This is a genomic window from Novosphingobium aeonii (assembly GCF_052279045.1).
Taxonomy (GTDB): Bacteria; Pseudomonadota; Alphaproteobacteria; order Sphingomonadales; family Sphingomonadaceae; genus Novosphingobium.
Genome location: NZ_CP176833.1, coordinates 1055884 through 1071978, shown reverse-complemented (window position 1 = coordinate 1071978; position 16095 = coordinate 1055884). Strand labels below are relative to the sequence as shown.

Genomic DNA, 16095 nt, shown 5'->3' with positions numbered 1-16095 from the left:
ATGGTCTCACCAGATCAGATGTCGTCGAGCCCGTAGAGCGCGACAAGGGTCTGCCGGTTCTGTCGATCCGCCTCGAACCGCGCAAGCGCCGGGTCCTGCTCCAGGATGGCATCGATGATCTTCAACCGTCCCGCCTTCCACTGGTCCAGCCCGAACATCCCCTGCATCGGTCCATCGGGGTGGGTGTTGCGGGAGGTTTCAAGCGCCACGCGGGTAAGCAGTTCGAACAAGGGCTGATCGACCATGCGAAACAGGGTTTCCTGCAACCCGGATTCAAGCGGCCCGAGCTGGGCGTCATCGGCGCATTGCGCGATATGTTGCCTGACCTTGCGCAGTTCGTCTCGAAGCGGCTGATCGCTGCAGCGCGCCGATGCCGCGCAGAGGCGGTTGAACAGGAGCGAGGTTATGTCGAGCACTTCCCGCCAGGAGGATTTTTCGCTTCTCACATAGGCGCTGAGCACTCTTTCAAGGTCGGCCCGGCCCGGCCTCCTGCCGTAGTAGCCCCCGCCGGGTCCGCGTTTCACTTCGAGCAGGCCCTCGTGCTCGAGAATTCGCGCCGCCTGCTGAACGGTGACGATGCCCACGCCGAACTCCCGGGCAAGCTCCGGGAGCGAGCCGATCTGCTCTCCGGGCGGAAGGGAAAATATCCGGTTGCGCAGGCATTCTGCCGTATTTCGCACCACCTGGCGCTTTTCGCCGCTCTTGCGGCCGGTTGCCCGTTCAGCCTCTGTCGATGTCATCCTGTAAAAATGAGCATATTATTATGATTTCGCAAGGGCGATCTTGCGGCGGATCGGCTTGATAGAATCAAAACATGCCCGTTATATTCGGCAACAAGACCGAATGCGGTATAACACAGGGCCGGAGCACCTGCCGGCCAGGGAGCGAATGCCATGGCTTTCAGGAATCCATCCATTGACGCACTGCCGCGTCATCCGCTGATCATCGGTGGGCGGCATGAAGAGCAAGGCGGCGGCGAAATGCTGGCGCATGTCTATCCGGCCACCGGCAAGGTCACGCGGGAAATCCGCATGGCCAACGCCGATGACGTGGACCGCGCGGTCGTGGCTGCCCGCAAGGCCTTTCCCGCTTGGCGGGCGATGCCAGGGGACAAGCGCCGCGATCTCATGTTCCGCATCGCCGCGCTGTTCGAGGCCCGGTCCGCCGATTTTGCGCCGAGCCTTATATCCGAAAACGGTTCGGTCGCGATGACGGCGCCTTACATGGGCTACGACGCTGCACAGAAGTTCCGTTACTTCGGTGGCTGGTGCGACAAGATCCACGGGCGAACGATCCCGATGTGGGGCGCGCCCGCGCACGATCACGTCGCTTATGAGCCTTATGGCGTGGTCGGCATCATCGTCCCCTGGAACGGCCCGCTGTTCGCCGCAACGATGGTGATGGCGCCCGCATTGGCGGCGGGCAACTGCATCGTTCTGAAGGCGCCCGACCTTGCTCCCTACAGCGTGATGAAACTGGTCGAGATCCTCCACGAGGCCGGTCTTCCCGAAGGCGTCGTCAACCTCGTGACCGGTGCGGCGGATGTCGGGGAAGCGATGGTCGCGCATCCGGGTATCGACAAGATCGAATTCATCGGTTCCGGCGCCACCGCCAAAAAGGTGCTGACCACGGCAGCGCAATCGCTCAAGCCCGTGGGGCTGGAGCTTGGCGGCAAGTCCGCGGTGATCGTTTTCGACGATGCCGACCTGATGCTGGCGGCCAAGAAGGGCCTGACCGGCGCCGTTTCCTCCAACGGTCAGGGCTGCGTGAACGGAACGCGCCTGCTCGTCCAGCGCGGGGTCTACGACCAGTATCTGCAGATCTTGGCTGCCATGGCCGGTCATGTGAAGAGCGGTGATCCTTTCGATGCGGCCACTGTGCTCGGCCCGGTCATCAGCGGGGGCGCCCTGGAACGGATCAAGGGCATGATCGATCGCGGCGTTGCTGATGGCGGCCGAGTGGTGGCCGGGGGCGAGCGGCTTGGCGGCGAATTCGCGGATGGGTTTTTCCTGCCGGTAACGGTCATCGCCGACGTCGCCAACGATTGTGAAATCGCGCAGAACGAGGTGTTCGGCCCCGTGCTGGTGGCCACGCCGTTCGATACCGAGGAAGAAGCCATCGCCCTGGCCAACGGCACCGAATATGGCCTCGGCGCCTATGTCCATACGCAGAACCTGCGCCGCGCACACCACGTCACGCGGGAACTTCAGTCCGGCATGATCCATGTCAACGGCTCCGGGGAGGCGATGCAGCCAAATTGTCCCTTCGGCGGCTTCAAGAAGAGCGGTCATGGGCGGCTCGGCGGGGTGGAGGGCCTTCACGAATTCCTCCAGCCGAAAAACGTCTGGATGAGCATGGCTGCCCCGGAGGTGAACTCGTGAGCCTGCTCGATCCGGGTGAGCGGACCTCGCGCGGCATCGCGGTCCAGTCGGAAGTGACCGGCAGGGCGGCAGCCCAGCCTGCAAGCCTGCTGCAGGAAAGCTGGCGCGACTTCATATATGCGGAAATCTGGTCGCGTCCGGGGCTGGATCGGCGCGCGCGCTTCCTGATCTCGATGGCTTCGTCGGCCGGAAGCAATGGCCCGCGCGATGCGCTTGACGGCTATGTAAGGGGCGCTTTGACGACTGGCGACCTGACCTTGGCCGAATTGCGGGAAGCGGCGCTGCACGTGGCGGTCTATGCCGGGTGGGACAAGGGCGGCGATCTCGATGCCGCGATCACGCGCGTGGAGGCGGAACTGGGCCTCGACCCGGCGCCCTGGGCACCGATCCGCGGCGAACCGTGGGATCCGCAGACACGCATGGAACAGGGCTTTGCCGCCTTCCGCGAAGTCATGACGTTCGACGGCCCGCGCGTGGGCAACGGAATGCCGTACCTGCAACACGGCATCCTCAACTTCGTGTTCGGCGAGATGTGGTGCCGCCCCGGGCTGGACCAGCGTTCGCGCCGTTTCCTCACGCTCGTCGGCGTTGCGGATTCCGCCGCGGTCGTGCCGATCGGCAGCCATTTCCATGCCGCCATGGCGAGTGGGAACTGCACGCCGGCCGAACTTCATGAATTCGTGCTGCAATATGCGGTCCACGCGGGATGGCCGAAAGCCTCGGTGGTTCAGGGCGTGGTCTTCGAGATGGCCGCCAAGTTCGAGAAGGGCCTGCCCTGGAACGGGTGAGGCGAAGGAAACCGACATGACCATTGCAATCGACATGACGGGCAAAGTGGCCCTCGTTACCGGCGCCGCATCGGGTCTCGGCCGTGCGGTGGCGCTGAAGCTGGCGCAGGCGGGTGCCGCGCTCTGCATCGTGGACGTGAATGCGGAAGGGCTGGCAGAGACCGAAGGCGCCCTGGCCGATATCGGCGCGCAAGTGCTGGTCCATGCCGCCGACCTTTCGGACCCCGCCGCCTGCAAGGGATCCGTTGCGGCGGCAACGGCACGCTTCGGTCGGCTCGATGCCCTCTGCAACGTGGCGGGGCTCATCTATCTCGCCCATTCGCACGAGATGGCCGAGGAACTCTGGCACCGCACCATGGCGGTCAACCTGACGGCACCCTTCATGCTTTCGCAGGCGGCGATCCCGCATCTGCTGGAAGCGAAGGGCGCGATCGTCAACGTGGCGTCCTGCGCATCATTCATCGGTGAGGCTTATGCCGCGGCCTATTGCGCCACCAAGGCAGGTCTCGTGAACATGACCAAGGCCATGGCGATGGAGTATATGCGCAAGCCCATCCGCATCAACGCGGTGGCGCCGGGCGGGATGATCACGAACATCGCCGTCAACTACAAGCCGCCCGAAGGCTGCGACATCGAACTGCTCAAGCGATTTTCCGGAATGCGCGGGACGGTGGAGGTGGACGATGTGGCCGACATGGTGGCGTTGCTCGCCTCGCCTGCCGGGCGCGGCTATCATGGCAATTGCATCTCGATCGACGCCGGGATCACCGCGGGATGAGCGCGAAGGAAACCATCGGCTTCATCGGGCTCGGCAGCCAGGGCGGCCCCATGGCCGAGCGCATCGCGGCGGCGGGCTATCCGCTCACCGTCTGGGCGCGGCGTCCCGAGGCGCTTCAGCCATTCGTGGACGCGGGAGCCCGGGGGGCGGCGACCATCGCGGAGCTTGGCGCGGCTTGCGACCACGTCGGCATCTGCGTGGTCGACGATGACGGTGTGGCCGCCATCGTCGAGGAACTGCTGGCGGCGATGCGGCCGGGTAGCCGCATCGTGGTCCATTCCACGATCCTGCCCGAAAACTGCCAGCGGCTTGCGGCGCGGTGCGCGGCGAAGGGTATAGCCTTCCTGGACGCTCCTGTCAGCGGCGGCGGCGCGGGGGCATCCGCCGGCACGCTGACGGTGATGTGCGGCGGTCAGGCTGACGACTTCGCGGCGGCGCGCCCCGTGTTCGAGACGTTCGGCGGGATGATCGTCCTCCTTGGCGCAGCAGGTGCGGGCCAGCGGGCCAAGATCGTCAACAACGCGCTGATGGCCGCGAACATGGGGCTTGCCCATGCCGCGATGCAGGCAGGCGCGGAACTGGGGCTCGAAGGCGCGGCATTACGCGAATTGGTCAAGGCCAGCAGCGGCCGCAGTTTCGGTTTCGAGGTCTATGCCAGGCTGCCGTCGCCGCAGGCCTTCTCCCACGGCGCGCCCTTGCTGGTGAAGGACGTGAAATTGCTCAAGGCCACGCTTCCCGAGGCCGGGGGCGCCGAGGCGCTTCGCATTGCTGCCGAACCTTTCCTTTCCGCCGCGATCGGCGCTGACCTTACGGAGACCCATCCATGAGCTTCACTCTCGACCAGTTCCGTCTTGACGGAAAAGTCGCTGTCGTCACCGGAGCGGGCGGGCGCGGCAATTCGATCGGCAGGGCCTATGCACTTGGACTTGCCGATGCAGGCGCGGCCGTGGTGGTTGCCGATCTCAATCAACAAGGGGCTCAGGCTGTTGCGGACGAGATCGCCGCGGCGGGCGGCAGGGCGCTGGCCGTGCAGGTGGATGTTGCCAGCGAGGAATCGACCCTGGCCATGGCCGCTGCAGCGAGCGAAGCCTTTGGCGGGATCGATATCCTCATCAACAACGCCGCTCTCATGGTCGATGTCAGCTACGACAATTGCGAGACGATCAGCCTCGATGCCTGGAACCGGGCCTTTGCCGTGAACCTCAACGGCGCACTGCTCTGTGCAAGGGCTGTCCTGCCTTCCATGCGCGCGCGCGGGGGTGGGCGTATCGTCAACCAGACGTCGGGCGGGGCATTCCCGGCAACCGGGCTTTACGGTATCTCGAAACTGGCGCTGGTCGGGCTCACCACCACGCTTGCCAAGCAGTTTGGGAAGGATAACGTGACCTGCAACGCCATCGCGCCGGGCAATGTCATGTCCGATGCCGGAAAGATGCTGGTGCCGGACGATTCCCCTTTCATCCAGTTCCTCAAGATGACCTGCGCGCTGCGTCCGCGCGGAGAGCCGGACGAACTGGTCGGCACCGCGCTGCTGCTCTGTTCGCAGGCGGGCCAGTGGATCACGGGGCAGACCATCCATGTCGACGGAGGATGGGTGCTGCGCCCGTGATCCCCGGCGGCAGTCAATGCCGCTCTATGGTGACGTGGCGAAGTTCGTGGACCGGGGTGAGCCGTCGGCGCAATTCGGCGGTGTCCACGGCGGTGTCGTGGGCGGTGACGCCGATGATTGCCGCGTGGGCCTCCGGACCGATCCGCCAGACGTGGAGGTCGGTGATGCGGGCATCTCCCGGCCCTTCCACGACCTCGCGAACTTCTTCGGCGACGTGCGTGTCGGTGCGGTCCAGCAGGACGAAGGCGGTCTCCTTCATGAGCGTCCAGGCCCAGCGCGCGATGACTACGCCGCCGACGATGCCCATGACCGGGTCGAGCCAGATCCAGCCGAGGTAGCGTCCGGCCAGCAGCGCCGCGATCGCCAGAACCGAAGTGAGCGCATCGGCAAGAACGTGGACATAGGCCGAACGCAGGTTGTTGTCGCCATGCCCATGGTGCCCATGACCACTATGGTCGTGGTGGCCATGCTCGTGGTGTCCATGGTGATCGTGATGATGATGGCCGGATAGCAGCAGGGCGCTGACGATGTTCACGGCCAGGCCGATCACCGCGATCACGGTTGCCTCGCCGAATGCCACCGTGATCGGGCGGAACAGGCGCAGGAACGATTCCACGCCTATACCAAGTGCGATGAGCGCGAGTACGAGCGCCGAGGCGAACCCGGCAAGATCGCCGACCTTGCCGGTGCCGAAGCTGAAAGCCGGATTGCGGGTATTCCGCCGGGCATAGCGGTAGGCAATCGCGGCGACACTCAGCGCGCCGGCATGAGTGGCCATGTGGAAACCGTCCGCCAGCAGGGCCATGGAGCCGGTCAGGTACCCAGCGACGATTTCGCCCACCATCATCAGGGCAGTGAGCAGGACGACCCACAGAGTTCGCCGCGCGTTCTCGTCATGAGAGGCGCCGAGGAAGTCGTGGTCGTGTGCGAAGCGATCGAGGTCGAAGTGAGTGGCCATGGCGCAGCGCCTTCTACTTGGCATAGCGGCGGATCGCCGCGATCAGGGCTTCCGCGCCTTCTTCTCGTTCGTCCTGCGTCAGGTCCGGGGCTGCGACGTGCGCCTTCACATGATCGGCGATCAGTTCGTCGATGAGACCATTGATCGCGCCGCGTACTGCTGCGGCCAGGTGAAGCGTCTTCGCGCAGTCTTCCCCGCCGACGAGCGCACGCTCGACGGCCTGGAGCTGCCCGATGAGGCGGCGGACGCGCATGACGAGCGCGTCGTTGTTTTCGGTCAAGTGAGCCATAGGATACCCCCCTATGGTATATTGAAGTCTGGCGCAAGAAGTGCTGCGCACTCGCGCCAGTGTCGCTTGCGGGTCAGGGGGGCAGCAAAAAGAGGACCGGCGGGCATAAAAGGTGGGTTGGTGCCCGCCGGCCCCTCAGGCACTGTCAGGGATGTGCGGAGAGATGCTCTCCCGGACAGTCTCCAAGTGGATTGGGAAGTTCCGGATTGCCTAGAACTTCGCGGCCAGTTCGATGCCGTAGACGCGGCCCTTGTTGAGCGGGGCGAAGGTCGATCCGGCGAAGAACGGCAACGGGGCCTCGGTGCCGTAAGTCGCCTCGTTCAGCAGATTGGTGGCATAGGCGGAGATGCTGTAACCGCCATGGCGCAAGGTCAGGTTGGCATCGACCATGGTGGCGCCGCGCAGCAGGCCGGTGTTGGCGTCGTTGTACCAGTCGGCATCGCGGTGGTTGGCGCTGACGCGGGCATCGACGCCGAACTGGTCGAAATCATGGCTCCATGCCAGCGTGCCGCCATAAGTCCACGGTGCGAGACGCGGCAGCTTCAGCCCGTAGTCGACGTCGTTGATGACGCCGTCGTTGTTCAGGTCGTAGATGATCTTGGTGTATTTGCCTTCGGTATAGCCGAACTGGCCGCTCAGGGTGAAACCGGCGCCCGGGCGCAGCGTCACTTCGCCTTCCACGCCGCGGATGCGGGCATTGGCCGAGTTGGTGATGATCTGCGCCGTGCCGCTGCCCAGAACCGGGGTCTGGATTTCGCGCTGGACGCCGTCGATCTTGTTCCAGAAACCGGCAACGTTTACGCGCAGGATGCCGCCGATATCCTTCTTCATGCCGATTTCGTAGGAGTTCTGCACTTCGTCATCGAACGGTCCCGGATCGACGGCCGGGTTGACGTTGCGGAAGTTGTAGCCGCCGCTGCGGAAACCCTTGGCCCAGAAGGCATAGACCTGGGTTTCGGGATCAGGCTGCCATTGCAGGCCCACACGCGGCGTCAGGCCCTTCCAGGTGTTCTTTCCGTGGAAGGTGAAGTCGCAGGTCTGCGCTTCGTAATCGCAGCCCGTGGCGGTGAGGTTGGCGACCTTCACGGACTTGGTCTCGCTGGAATAGCGGGCGCCGAGGTTCAGCGTCAGGCTGTCGGTGAAGTGCCAGTCCACCGCGCCGAATGCGCCGTAGGTATCCTGGTTCTGGATGCCGCCGCCCGAAAGGGTGCGCGTGCCGCCCGAAAGCGTGCGCTGTTCGATGTAGGCGATGCGCTGGGTGAAGAAATAAAGTCCGGTCGTTACGTCCACTCTGCCGAAGGTTCCGGCATAGCGAAGCTCGTCGCTCATCTGTTTCTGGTGCGTGGTGTTACCCGAATGGAAACTGTGCACCGGTGAAGCGTCGATATCGTTGGCCACGTTCGAGTTGTACTCGCGGTAGGCCATGATGTTGGTGATCTTGCCGTTGCCGAAATCGGTATCGATGTTCGTTTCGTTCGAGGCCATGTGCCAGTAGTTGTGCGCGAAGCCTTCTTCGTCGAGGTTCACGCGGAAGCTCTTGACCGGGTAGAGCCCATGGTTGGTCGCCACGGCGCCATCGCCGTCATATTTGCCGTATTCGTAACGGAAGATGCTTTCAAACCCGTCAATCGGCGTAAAGCGCAAGGCCGGACGCACGATGAGGGTGCGGTTCTTGCCGAGGTGGTCGTTGCCGTTGAAATCGTTGTGGAAGTAGCCCTCGTCCTTGTCATAGTAGACGGCGAGCTTGGCCGAGATTTTGTCCTGCACGATCGGGCCGGTGATCGTCCCGCTGACCTTGTATTCCGGGCCTGACGAAACCGAGGCCTTGAAGTCGGCGGCGAAGTGATCCTTGGGAACGGTGGTGCGCACGACCACGGCGCCGCCGGTGACGTTGCGACCGAACAGCAGTCCCTGCGGGCCGCGCAGCACTTCAAGCCCTTCGATATCGAAGTTGCCGAAGACGACGCCCGCGCTCACGCCGAGGTAGACTCCGTCGATGAACACGCCGACAGTGGGGTCGATCGAGGGGATCGAGCTGTTGATGCCCAGGCCGCGGATCGAGAAGTTGGCGTAGCCGGGGGTGGTGCCGATCTGGCTGAGCTGGACGTTCGGCATCGAGTAGCTGAGGCTCTGGAACGTCTGGAAGTGCTGTTCCTCAAGCTGCGCCGCGCCAAATGCGGTGACCGCGAAGGGGACGTCCTGCACGTTGGATGCCTGGCCCCGCTTGGTGGCGGTAACGACGATGGTATCAAGGCCGCCGTTGTTCGATTCCTGCGCCGTGTCCGCCTGCGGCGCGGCGTCTTGCGCCAGCGCGGCAGAGGCGTGGCACAGCACGAGCCCGGCGCTCGTTGCCAAGAGCCCAGCCTTGATGGTCCTGGAGATGTTCACTCAGCGATCCTCCCAAAATCCCGGCGCGTCGCGCCTTCATGTTCTTTTTTGTCTCGTGCGGCCCGTTGTTGCGGGTGCCGCCTCCGTTTCAGACGCCCAAGGCATCCTTGCTGATGGCGTCCTGTTCAATTCGGAGCCGGGTTTCGAGGGGGATTATCACAAGGCTGATATCGATTTCAGCGGCGCCGCGCGGTCGCTATCACAAATGGGAAACAGGGGAAGTGGGGCGATGCATATCGTCCCGCGTCTGCACGGATCGCCCAGCCATATCACGGATATGAAACATGCGTCCCCGCCGGCCGATCGGTATCGGGCGTGCCGGCCCCGTGCCACGGCTCTTGCGTGAAAAAGCCTGAACCATCGGAAGAGGTGATCGTGACGACCAGCGGCCAAGCCACCCTGTCCCAGCCTGAACAACCGGCAGCCATCGGCGCATCGCGCGGCGGGCTCGACGCGCTTTTCGCGCCGCGTTCGATCGCACTGGTCGGCGCGTCCGACGATGCCGCGCGTATCGGCGGGCGGCCGCTCAAGTACCTCCGCGCGAGCGGGTTCTCCGGCCCGGTCTATCCCGTCAATCCCAAGCGCGAAACGGTGCAGGGCGAGCCGGCCTACGCTTCGCTTTCGGCCTTGCCGGAAGCGCCGGACCTTGCCCTGCTGGCCGTTCCGGCCGCTGCCACGCGGCAGGCGGTGGAAGATTGCGTGGCGGCAGGCGTGAAGGCGGCGATCGTCTTCGCGGCGGGATTTGCCGAAATGGGCGAAGAAGGGCGGGCCGAGCAGGCGCGGATAGTGGACATAGCGCGGGCGGGGGGGCTGCGGCTGCTGGGTCCGAACTGTCTTGGCGCGGCCGATTCCTCGATCGGTTATTACGGCACCTTTTCCGTCATGCTCGATGACGGTTTCCTGGAGCCGGGCCCGGTTGCCATCGTTTCGCAGAGCGGCGCCTATGGTTCGCATATCGCGCAGCTTGCGCGGTCTCGCGGGCTGGGCATCAGGCACTGGATCACCACCGGGAACGAGTGCGACGTGGACATGGCGGAAGCCCTGCGCTGGGTGGTGGACCGCGAGGGCGTGAAAGTGGTCATGGCCTATGCCGAGGGCGTGCGGAACCGCGCCCTGTTCTTCGAGGCGCTGGATGTGGCGCGTCGGCGCGGTATCGGCGTGGTGCTGCTCAAGGTCGGTCGTTCGGAAGTCGGCGCTCATGCCGTGGGCAGCCATACCGCTGCTCTGGCGGGGTCGGACGCGGTCTTCGATGCAATCTGCCGCCAGTTCGGCGCCCACCGTGCCCGCAGCACTGCAGAGCAGATCGACGTTGCCTATGCCCTTGCCCGGGCCGGGGTGCCGGAAGGCGACAAGCTGGGCATCTTTTCGATGTCGGGCGGGCTGGGTATCCAGATGGCGGACGACGCGGATGAGGCGGGCCTTGCCGTGACCCCCATGCCGGAGGCCGCACAGGCGGAGCTGAAGGCCTTGCTGCCCTATGCCTCGCCGGTAAATCCCATCGACGCGACGGCGCAGGCGATGACCGACTTGCCGTTGATGACCCGTTACATCCGCACGGTGATGGAGCAGGGCGGATACGATATCTTCGTGGCCGTTCTCGGCACCGCGCCGGCTCTGCCGTCCTATTCGGTGCGCCTGGCCGAAGCGCTGGATGCAGCGGCAACGGGGCATGACGGGATCATCAAGGCCGTCACCATGTCGGCCCCGCAGGATGTCGTACGCCGTTATGAGGAGCGTGGTTTCCTCGTGTTCGAGGACAGCGCGGCGCTAAACCGCGCGCTGGGAGCGCTTGTGCACTTCCGGCGGAGTTTTGCCCGGGCGGCCAGCCATGCAGAGCCTGTTCCCCCACTGCCCTCGCCAGTAGAAGCCAGCGGCGCGCTCTCCGAACATGGCGCCAAGCGGGTGCTGGCGGCAGCCGGGATGACATTCCCCGATGAACGGCTGGCCGGCGATGCGGACGACGCCGTGATCGCGGCGCGGGCGATCGGTTTTCCCGTCGTGCTCAAGATCTGTTCGCCCGATATCGCGCACAAGACCGAAGTCGGCGGTGTGGCGGTGAACGTGAAGGACGAAGCCGCCGTTCGTGAGGCTACCGGCCTGTTGATCGAAAGGGCAAGGGCAGCCGTGCCGGGAGCGCGGATAGAGGGCGTTCTGGTGGCGCCGATGATTGCGGGCGGCGTGGAAGTGATTGCCGGTGTCAGCCTGGACCCGACGCTCGGTCCGGTCGTCATGTTCGGTCTGGGCGGTATCCTCGTCGAAGTGCTCAAGGATGTTTCGTTCCGTGCCGTGCCGTTTTCCGCGGATGAGGCGAGGCGGATGATTGCCGAAACCAATGCCGGCAAGGTGTTGCAAGGGGTTCGCGGCGCGCCGCCGTCCGATATCGACGCTCTGGCGGAAACGCTGGCGGCGCTTTCGCGGTTTGCCGCTGCCAACCAGGACCGGCTTGCCGGGGTCGATATCAATCCTATCAGGGTCATGCCAGTGGGTGAAGGCGTGGTTCCGCTTGATGCGTTGGTGCTGCTCTCGCGATGAGCAGTCGTCTGCTCGACCGCGAGTTCCTCGATTTCCTGCTGCATGATTGGCTGGATATCGGCGAAGTGCTGGCGCAGCCGCGCTTCGCGGCACATGGTCGTGAAACGGTGGATGCGGTGATCGACCTTTCGGAAGAGGTCGCGCGGGACATGTTCCTGCCGCACTTCAAGGAAGGAGACGCCGAAGAACCCCGGTTCGGACCGGACGGCGTGCAGCTTCACCCGCAGGTTGCCGCAGCCTTGGGGGAATATGCCCGGCTCGGCTTCTTCTCCGCCGGTTTCCCGGAGCACCTTGGAGGTCTCGGCCTGCCGTTCTTGGCCGCGAGCGCATCCTTTGCCTGGTTCGCCGCCGCCAACATCGCCACATCGTCCTATGCAATGCTGACTGTGGCCAACGCGCGGCTGATCGCATCGTTCGGCAGCCCCGCCCAGGTCGAAGCCTTTGCCCGGCCGCAGATCGAGGGCCGATGGTTCGGCACGATGTGCCTGTCAGAACCGCAGGCGGGGTCCGATCTCGGCGCGGTGCGGACCCGCGCCGAATTCCACGGCGAAGACGGCCTCGGCCGCCGCTACCGCCTGACGGGCTCGAAGATGTGGATTTCCGGCGGTGAGCACGATGCCGCGGACAACATCGTCCATCTCGTGCTTGCGAAGGTCGCGCGGGAGGACGGCTCCTTGCCGGATGGAACGGGCGGCCTGTCGCTGTTCATCGTCCCGCGCGTGCTTCCCGATGGTTCGCGTAATGAGATTGCGGTGGCGGGGCTCAATCACAAGATGGGCTATCGGGCGATCCCGAATTGCCTGCTGGCATTCGGCGAACAGGAAGGTGCGGCCGGCTGGCTGGTCGGCGAGGAGGGGCAGGGCCTGCGCCAGATGTTCATGATGATGAACGAGGCGCGCATATCTGTCGGACTGGGGGCGGCGGCCATCGCGTGCCGGGGCTTCGGCCATGCGCTGGGCTATGCGCAGGAGCGTCTGCAGGGACGAATGCGGGGCAGCGGGTCAACAGGCGCGGTTCCCATCATCGCGCATGCCGACGTGCGACGGATGTTGCTGGCCCAGAAGAGCTATGCCGAAGGCGCGCTGGCCCTCTGCCTGTTTGCCGCCCGCCTGGTGGACGAGGAACACGATCCCGAAAGTGCGGCCCTGCTCGCCCTGCTGACACCCGTCGTGAAGACCTTTTCGTCGGAGTTCGGGCTGGAGGCCAATGCCCTCGCCATGCAGGTCCATGGTGGCTACGGCTACACGCGGGATTTCGATGTCGAGCAACTCTATCGCGACAATCGCCTGAACCCGATCCACGAAGGAACGACCGGCATCCAGGCGCTTGACCTGCTTGGCCGAAAACTGCTGCGCGGCGGAGAAGGCGCGGCGGTGCTGACGGCCCGCATCGCCGCAACCGCCAGAAATGCTCGGTGGCTGCCCGAACTGGCGGCGATGGGCGATGCGCTGTCGGCGGCATGGCATGCGATCGAGGCGGCGCTCGATGTGCTGCGCACGATGCCGCAGGAGCAGGCCCTGGCTCGGGCGACGCCGTTTCTCCATGCATTCGGGCACGGCGTTGTCGGATGGGTATGGCTGGATCTTGCGATAGCCGCGCGCGCGGCCTCGCCGCGTCTGCAGTGCGGCACACTGGCGGCCTGCCGGTATTTCTTCGATTGCGAGATACCGCGCATCGCCGCATGGCTCACGCCTTGCATGGCTTCGTCGGACCTGTTTGCGGTGGAGGCCGACTGGCTCTGATGGTGCGGGGCGGCCCAAGCCGCCCCATTCGCGTCAGAGAATACCGTTGGCCAGGCCACCGTCCACGGTAATCATCTGTCCGTTGACGAAGGCGGATTCCTCGGATGCCAGCCACAGTGCGGTATTGGCGATATCCTCCACTTCGCCCAGTCGTCCGAGCGGAATGCGCGCGGCGCGTTCGGCCAGCGCCTCTGCATCCAGCATCGACTTGACCCCTTCGGTCGCCACGGTGGCAGGCGCGATGGCGTTCACCCGGATGCCTTGGGCACCCAGCTCGACCGCAGCGGCACGCGTCAATCCGCCGACGCCCGCCTTGATGCCGCAGTAGAGCAACGCGTTCTTCATGCCCTTGAGCGCCGAGACCGAGGCAATGTTGATGATGGAGGCTCCCTTCGCGCTCATGTGCGGCGCGGCAGCCTGGATCATCCAGACGATCCCGTCGAACCCGACGCCGGACATGCGGGCCAGTGTCTCGGGAGCGATATCGGCTATCGGTTCATAGCGGTTCCACATCGCGCTGCTCACCACCACGTCGAGTCCGCCCAGCTCGTTCACGGTGCGGCTGACGGCGGCTTGTACCGCCTCTCGATCCGATACGTCACAGCCGACCGCGATGCCGCGTCCGCCGCGTGCGACAATCCCGTCCACCACCGTCTGCGCCCAGTGCTCCTTGAGATCGAGCACGGCAACCGCAGCTCCCTGCGCAGCGTAGAGTTCGGCGATAGCCCGTCCCAAACCGCGCGAGGCGCCGGTTACGAGAGCTACCCGTCCTGAAAGTCTTTCCGACATGATCTTCTCCGTCCTTTCCCCCGGCGCTTAATGGCCGGCGTGGGCGCGGCCAAAGCGGGGCGCAGGGCAGGGCGGCTTATCGCATAGGTGATAGGCGGCAGCGGACGGCACCCGCGATTGAGGGCGTCTCCGGCAAATGCTTGGCCCTTATTTCACGACCGTACCACGAAGCCGGCCCGAGACCGGAAGCCATGGGAGAACGCGCAGATGCCATTGCCATCGAGGATCATCGTCATCACGGGCGCAGGAGCCGGGATCGGCCTTGCCACGGCCCGCCTTTTCGCCTCGCGCGGGGATATCGTGGTGCTGGCGGACCGGGACGAAGGCGCCGTATCTAAGGCGGCGCGGGCACTGGGGGCGCCGCATTCCGCCCTGGTCATGGATATGGCGGAGGAGAGCAGCATCGTTGCGGGAATCTCGGCGGTTCTCGCGCGGCATGGCCGGGTGGACGTATTGGTCAACAATGCCGGGATCGTCGATCCGGAAGGCCGGTCCGCGCTTGATATCGACATGGCAACCGCCGAGCGCCTCCTGCGGGTCAACCTGACCGGAAGCTATCTCGCCGCGCGTGAAGCGGGCCGGGCCATGTTGCGGCAGGGAGAGGGTTGCATCATCAATCTCTCTTCGCTGATCGCGTTTCTGACGATCCCCGGGCGCGCTGCCTATGCCATGTCGAAGTCGGCATTGCTGGGCTTCACCCGGGCGCTGGCGTGCGAGTGGGCGCATGGCGGCGTGCGCGTCAACGCGGTGCTCCCGGGCTATGTCGAGACCGAGATCGTCGCCTCTCTGGTGGCGGAAGGCAAAGTCGATACCTCGGCGGTGGCGCGGCGGGTGCCGCTGGGCCGCATGGCCATGCCGGAGGAGATCGGCGAGGCGGTCTACTGGCTGGCGGGAAATCGCTATGTCACCGGCGCAAGCGTGGTCGCCGATGGCGGTTACGGCGTCTACGGCGGTTCCGATGCCGCAGCGACCGGTCCTGCACCGCAAGCTGACCCGCCTTCGCAGCGCGTGGTCGTCATTACAGGGGGCGCGAGGGGCATCGGCGCCGCGACGGCGGATCGCTTCGAAGCCGAAGGCGCCCGGGTCATCGTGCTGGACCGTGACGAGAGCGCTCTTGCCGCGCTGCCGTCCGGGCGCGTGGGCCATGTGCTCGACATTACGGACGGCGAAGCCGTGGAGTCCGCGATCGCCGGGATTGCCGAAAGTCACGGGCGCATCGACGTACTGGTCAACAACGCTGCGATCGCCGACGATTTCCTGCCCACGGTAGACCAGACGCTGGCTGCGTTCGACCTCAGCCTTGCCGTGAACCTCATGGCGCCTTTCCGGTTGGCGCGGGCCGCGGCGAGGGTGATGGCCCGCAATGGTGGCGGCGCAATCATCAACATGTCCTCGATAGCAGCGCGCGGAGGCTTGCCCCGGCGCAATGCTTACTGCGGCGCGAAGGCCGGGGTGGAAGCGATGACGCGTTCCCTGGCCTGCGAATGGGCGGCGAGCGGCGTGCGGGTGAATGCCGTTGCCCCCGGCTATATCGCGACGCCCGGCGTTTCCGCGCTGGAGGCAGAGGGCAAGCGGTCGCTGCGCCCTGTTCGCCGCCGGGTTCCGCTGGGCCGGCTGGGCGATCCTGCGGAGATCGCCGAGGCTATCGCGTTCCTTGCCGGACCACGTGCGTCCTACCTCACCGGAGCGATCGTGCCGGTGGATGGCGGCTGGTCCGCCTTCGGCGACGCCGGTGATGCGGCCGAGGTCGAGTGAACCTTCAATCGCATATGGAATTAACCCGCTCCGCAGGTTCGGAAGCGCGACGGAAGGTGCTGTCCTGCGGTCTGATGGTGGGCGGA

13 protein-coding genes are annotated in these 16095 nt (G+C 65.2%); 8 read left to right on the top strand and 5 right to left on the bottom strand.

Going from position 1 to position 16095, the window contains the following annotated elements; all coding sequences use genetic code 11:
- Nucleotides 1-14: 14 nt before the first annotated feature.
- Nucleotides 15-740: a GntR family transcriptional regulator gene (locus ACLIMP_RS20205; protein WP_132468823.1), complete on the bottom strand. Its 726-nt coding sequence runs from the start codon at nucleotides 738-740 to the stop codon at nucleotides 15-17.
- A 153-nt stretch (nucleotides 741-893) separates the two neighbouring features.
- Between ACLIMP_RS20205 and ACLIMP_RS20200 the strand changes: the two genes are divergently transcribed.
- From ACLIMP_RS20200 to ACLIMP_RS20180, 5 genes are read left to right on the top strand one after another with little or no spacing between them, the layout of a single operon-like run.
- Nucleotides 894-2381: an aldehyde dehydrogenase family protein gene (locus ACLIMP_RS20200; protein ID WP_054441967.1), complete on the top strand. Its 1488-nt coding sequence runs from the start codon at nucleotides 894-896 to the stop codon at nucleotides 2379-2381.
- A complete protein-coding gene (locus ACLIMP_RS20195; RefSeq protein ID WP_054441966.1) occupies nucleotides 2378-3169 on the top strand; it encodes a carboxymuconolactone decarboxylase family protein in 792 nt (263 codons plus the stop codon). The genes ACLIMP_RS20200 and ACLIMP_RS20195 overlap by 4 nt, the downstream gene beginning before the upstream one ends.
- Nucleotides 3170-3185: 16 nt before the next feature.
- Nucleotides 3186-3947: an SDR family NAD(P)-dependent oxidoreductase gene (locus tag ACLIMP_RS20190; RefSeq protein WP_443478173.1), complete on the top strand. Its 762-nt coding sequence runs from the start codon at nucleotides 3186-3188 to the stop codon at nucleotides 3945-3947.
- Nucleotides 3944-4774 carry an NAD(P)-dependent oxidoreductase gene (locus ACLIMP_RS20185; RefSeq protein WP_185999729.1) on the top strand — a complete coding sequence of 277 codons (831 nt, stop codon included), beginning with the start codon at nucleotides 3944-3946 and terminating at the stop codon, nucleotides 4772-4774. The genes ACLIMP_RS20190 and ACLIMP_RS20185 overlap by 4 nt, the downstream gene beginning before the upstream one ends.
- Nucleotides 4771-5556 (top strand): SDR family oxidoreductase, encoded by a 786-nt coding sequence (locus ACLIMP_RS20180; RefSeq protein ID WP_185999728.1) that lies wholly within the window; start codon nucleotides 4771-4773, stop codon nucleotides 5554-5556. The genes ACLIMP_RS20185 and ACLIMP_RS20180 overlap by 4 nt, the downstream gene beginning before the upstream one ends.
- Nucleotides 5557-5569: 13 nt before the next feature.
- On the opposite strand, the gene dmeF is transcribed toward ACLIMP_RS20180, so the two are convergent.
- From dmeF to ACLIMP_RS20165, 3 genes are all read right to left on the bottom strand, one after another.
- Nucleotides 5570-6514 carry a CDF family Co(II)/Ni(II) efflux transporter DmeF gene (gene dmeF, locus ACLIMP_RS20175; protein ID WP_185999727.1) on the bottom strand — a complete coding sequence of 315 codons (945 nt, stop codon included), beginning with the start codon at nucleotides 6512-6514 and terminating at the stop codon, nucleotides 5570-5572.
- A gap of 13 nt (nucleotides 6515-6527) precedes the next feature.
- Nucleotides 6528-6803, bottom strand: a complete 276-nt coding sequence (locus tag ACLIMP_RS20170; RefSeq protein ID WP_054441961.1) for a metal/formaldehyde-sensitive transcriptional repressor — start codon at nucleotides 6801-6803, stop codon at nucleotides 6528-6530.
- Between the two features lie 210 nt (nucleotides 6804-7013).
- Complete coding sequence (locus tag ACLIMP_RS20165; RefSeq protein ID WP_231636267.1) at nucleotides 7014-9191, bottom strand: TonB-dependent receptor; 2178 nt, start codon at nucleotides 9189-9191, stop codon at nucleotides 7014-7016.
- Nucleotides 9192-9566: 375 nt separating this feature from the next.
- On the opposite strand from ACLIMP_RS20165, the gene ACLIMP_RS20160 reads away from it, so the two are divergent.
- Nucleotides 9567-11723 carry an acetate--CoA ligase family protein gene (locus ACLIMP_RS20160; RefSeq protein ID WP_443478172.1) on the top strand — a complete coding sequence of 719 codons (2157 nt, stop codon included), beginning with the start codon at nucleotides 9567-9569 and terminating at the stop codon, nucleotides 11721-11723.
- Nucleotides 11720-13465, top strand: coding sequence for an acyl-CoA dehydrogenase (locus tag ACLIMP_RS20155; protein WP_443478171.1), 1746 nt, complete (start codon nucleotides 11720-11722; stop codon nucleotides 13463-13465). Before ACLIMP_RS20160 ends, ACLIMP_RS20155 begins: the two co-directional genes overlap by 4 nt.
- Nucleotides 13466-13498: 33 nt before the next feature.
- Here the strand turns inward: ACLIMP_RS20155 and ACLIMP_RS20150 are convergent, their stop codons facing one another.
- Nucleotides 13499-14254, bottom strand: coding sequence for an SDR family NAD(P)-dependent oxidoreductase (locus ACLIMP_RS20150; RefSeq protein ID WP_185999725.1), 756 nt, complete (start codon nucleotides 14252-14254; stop codon nucleotides 13499-13501).
- A 207-nt stretch (nucleotides 14255-14461) separates the two neighbouring features.
- Here ACLIMP_RS20150 and ACLIMP_RS20145 point away from each other — a divergent pair, with 207 nt between their 5' ends.
- A complete protein-coding gene (locus tag ACLIMP_RS20145; RefSeq protein WP_185999724.1) occupies nucleotides 14462-16009 on the top strand; it encodes an SDR family oxidoreductase in 1548 nt (515 codons plus the stop codon).
- The last annotated feature ends 86 nt before the right edge of the window (nucleotides 16010-16095 follow it).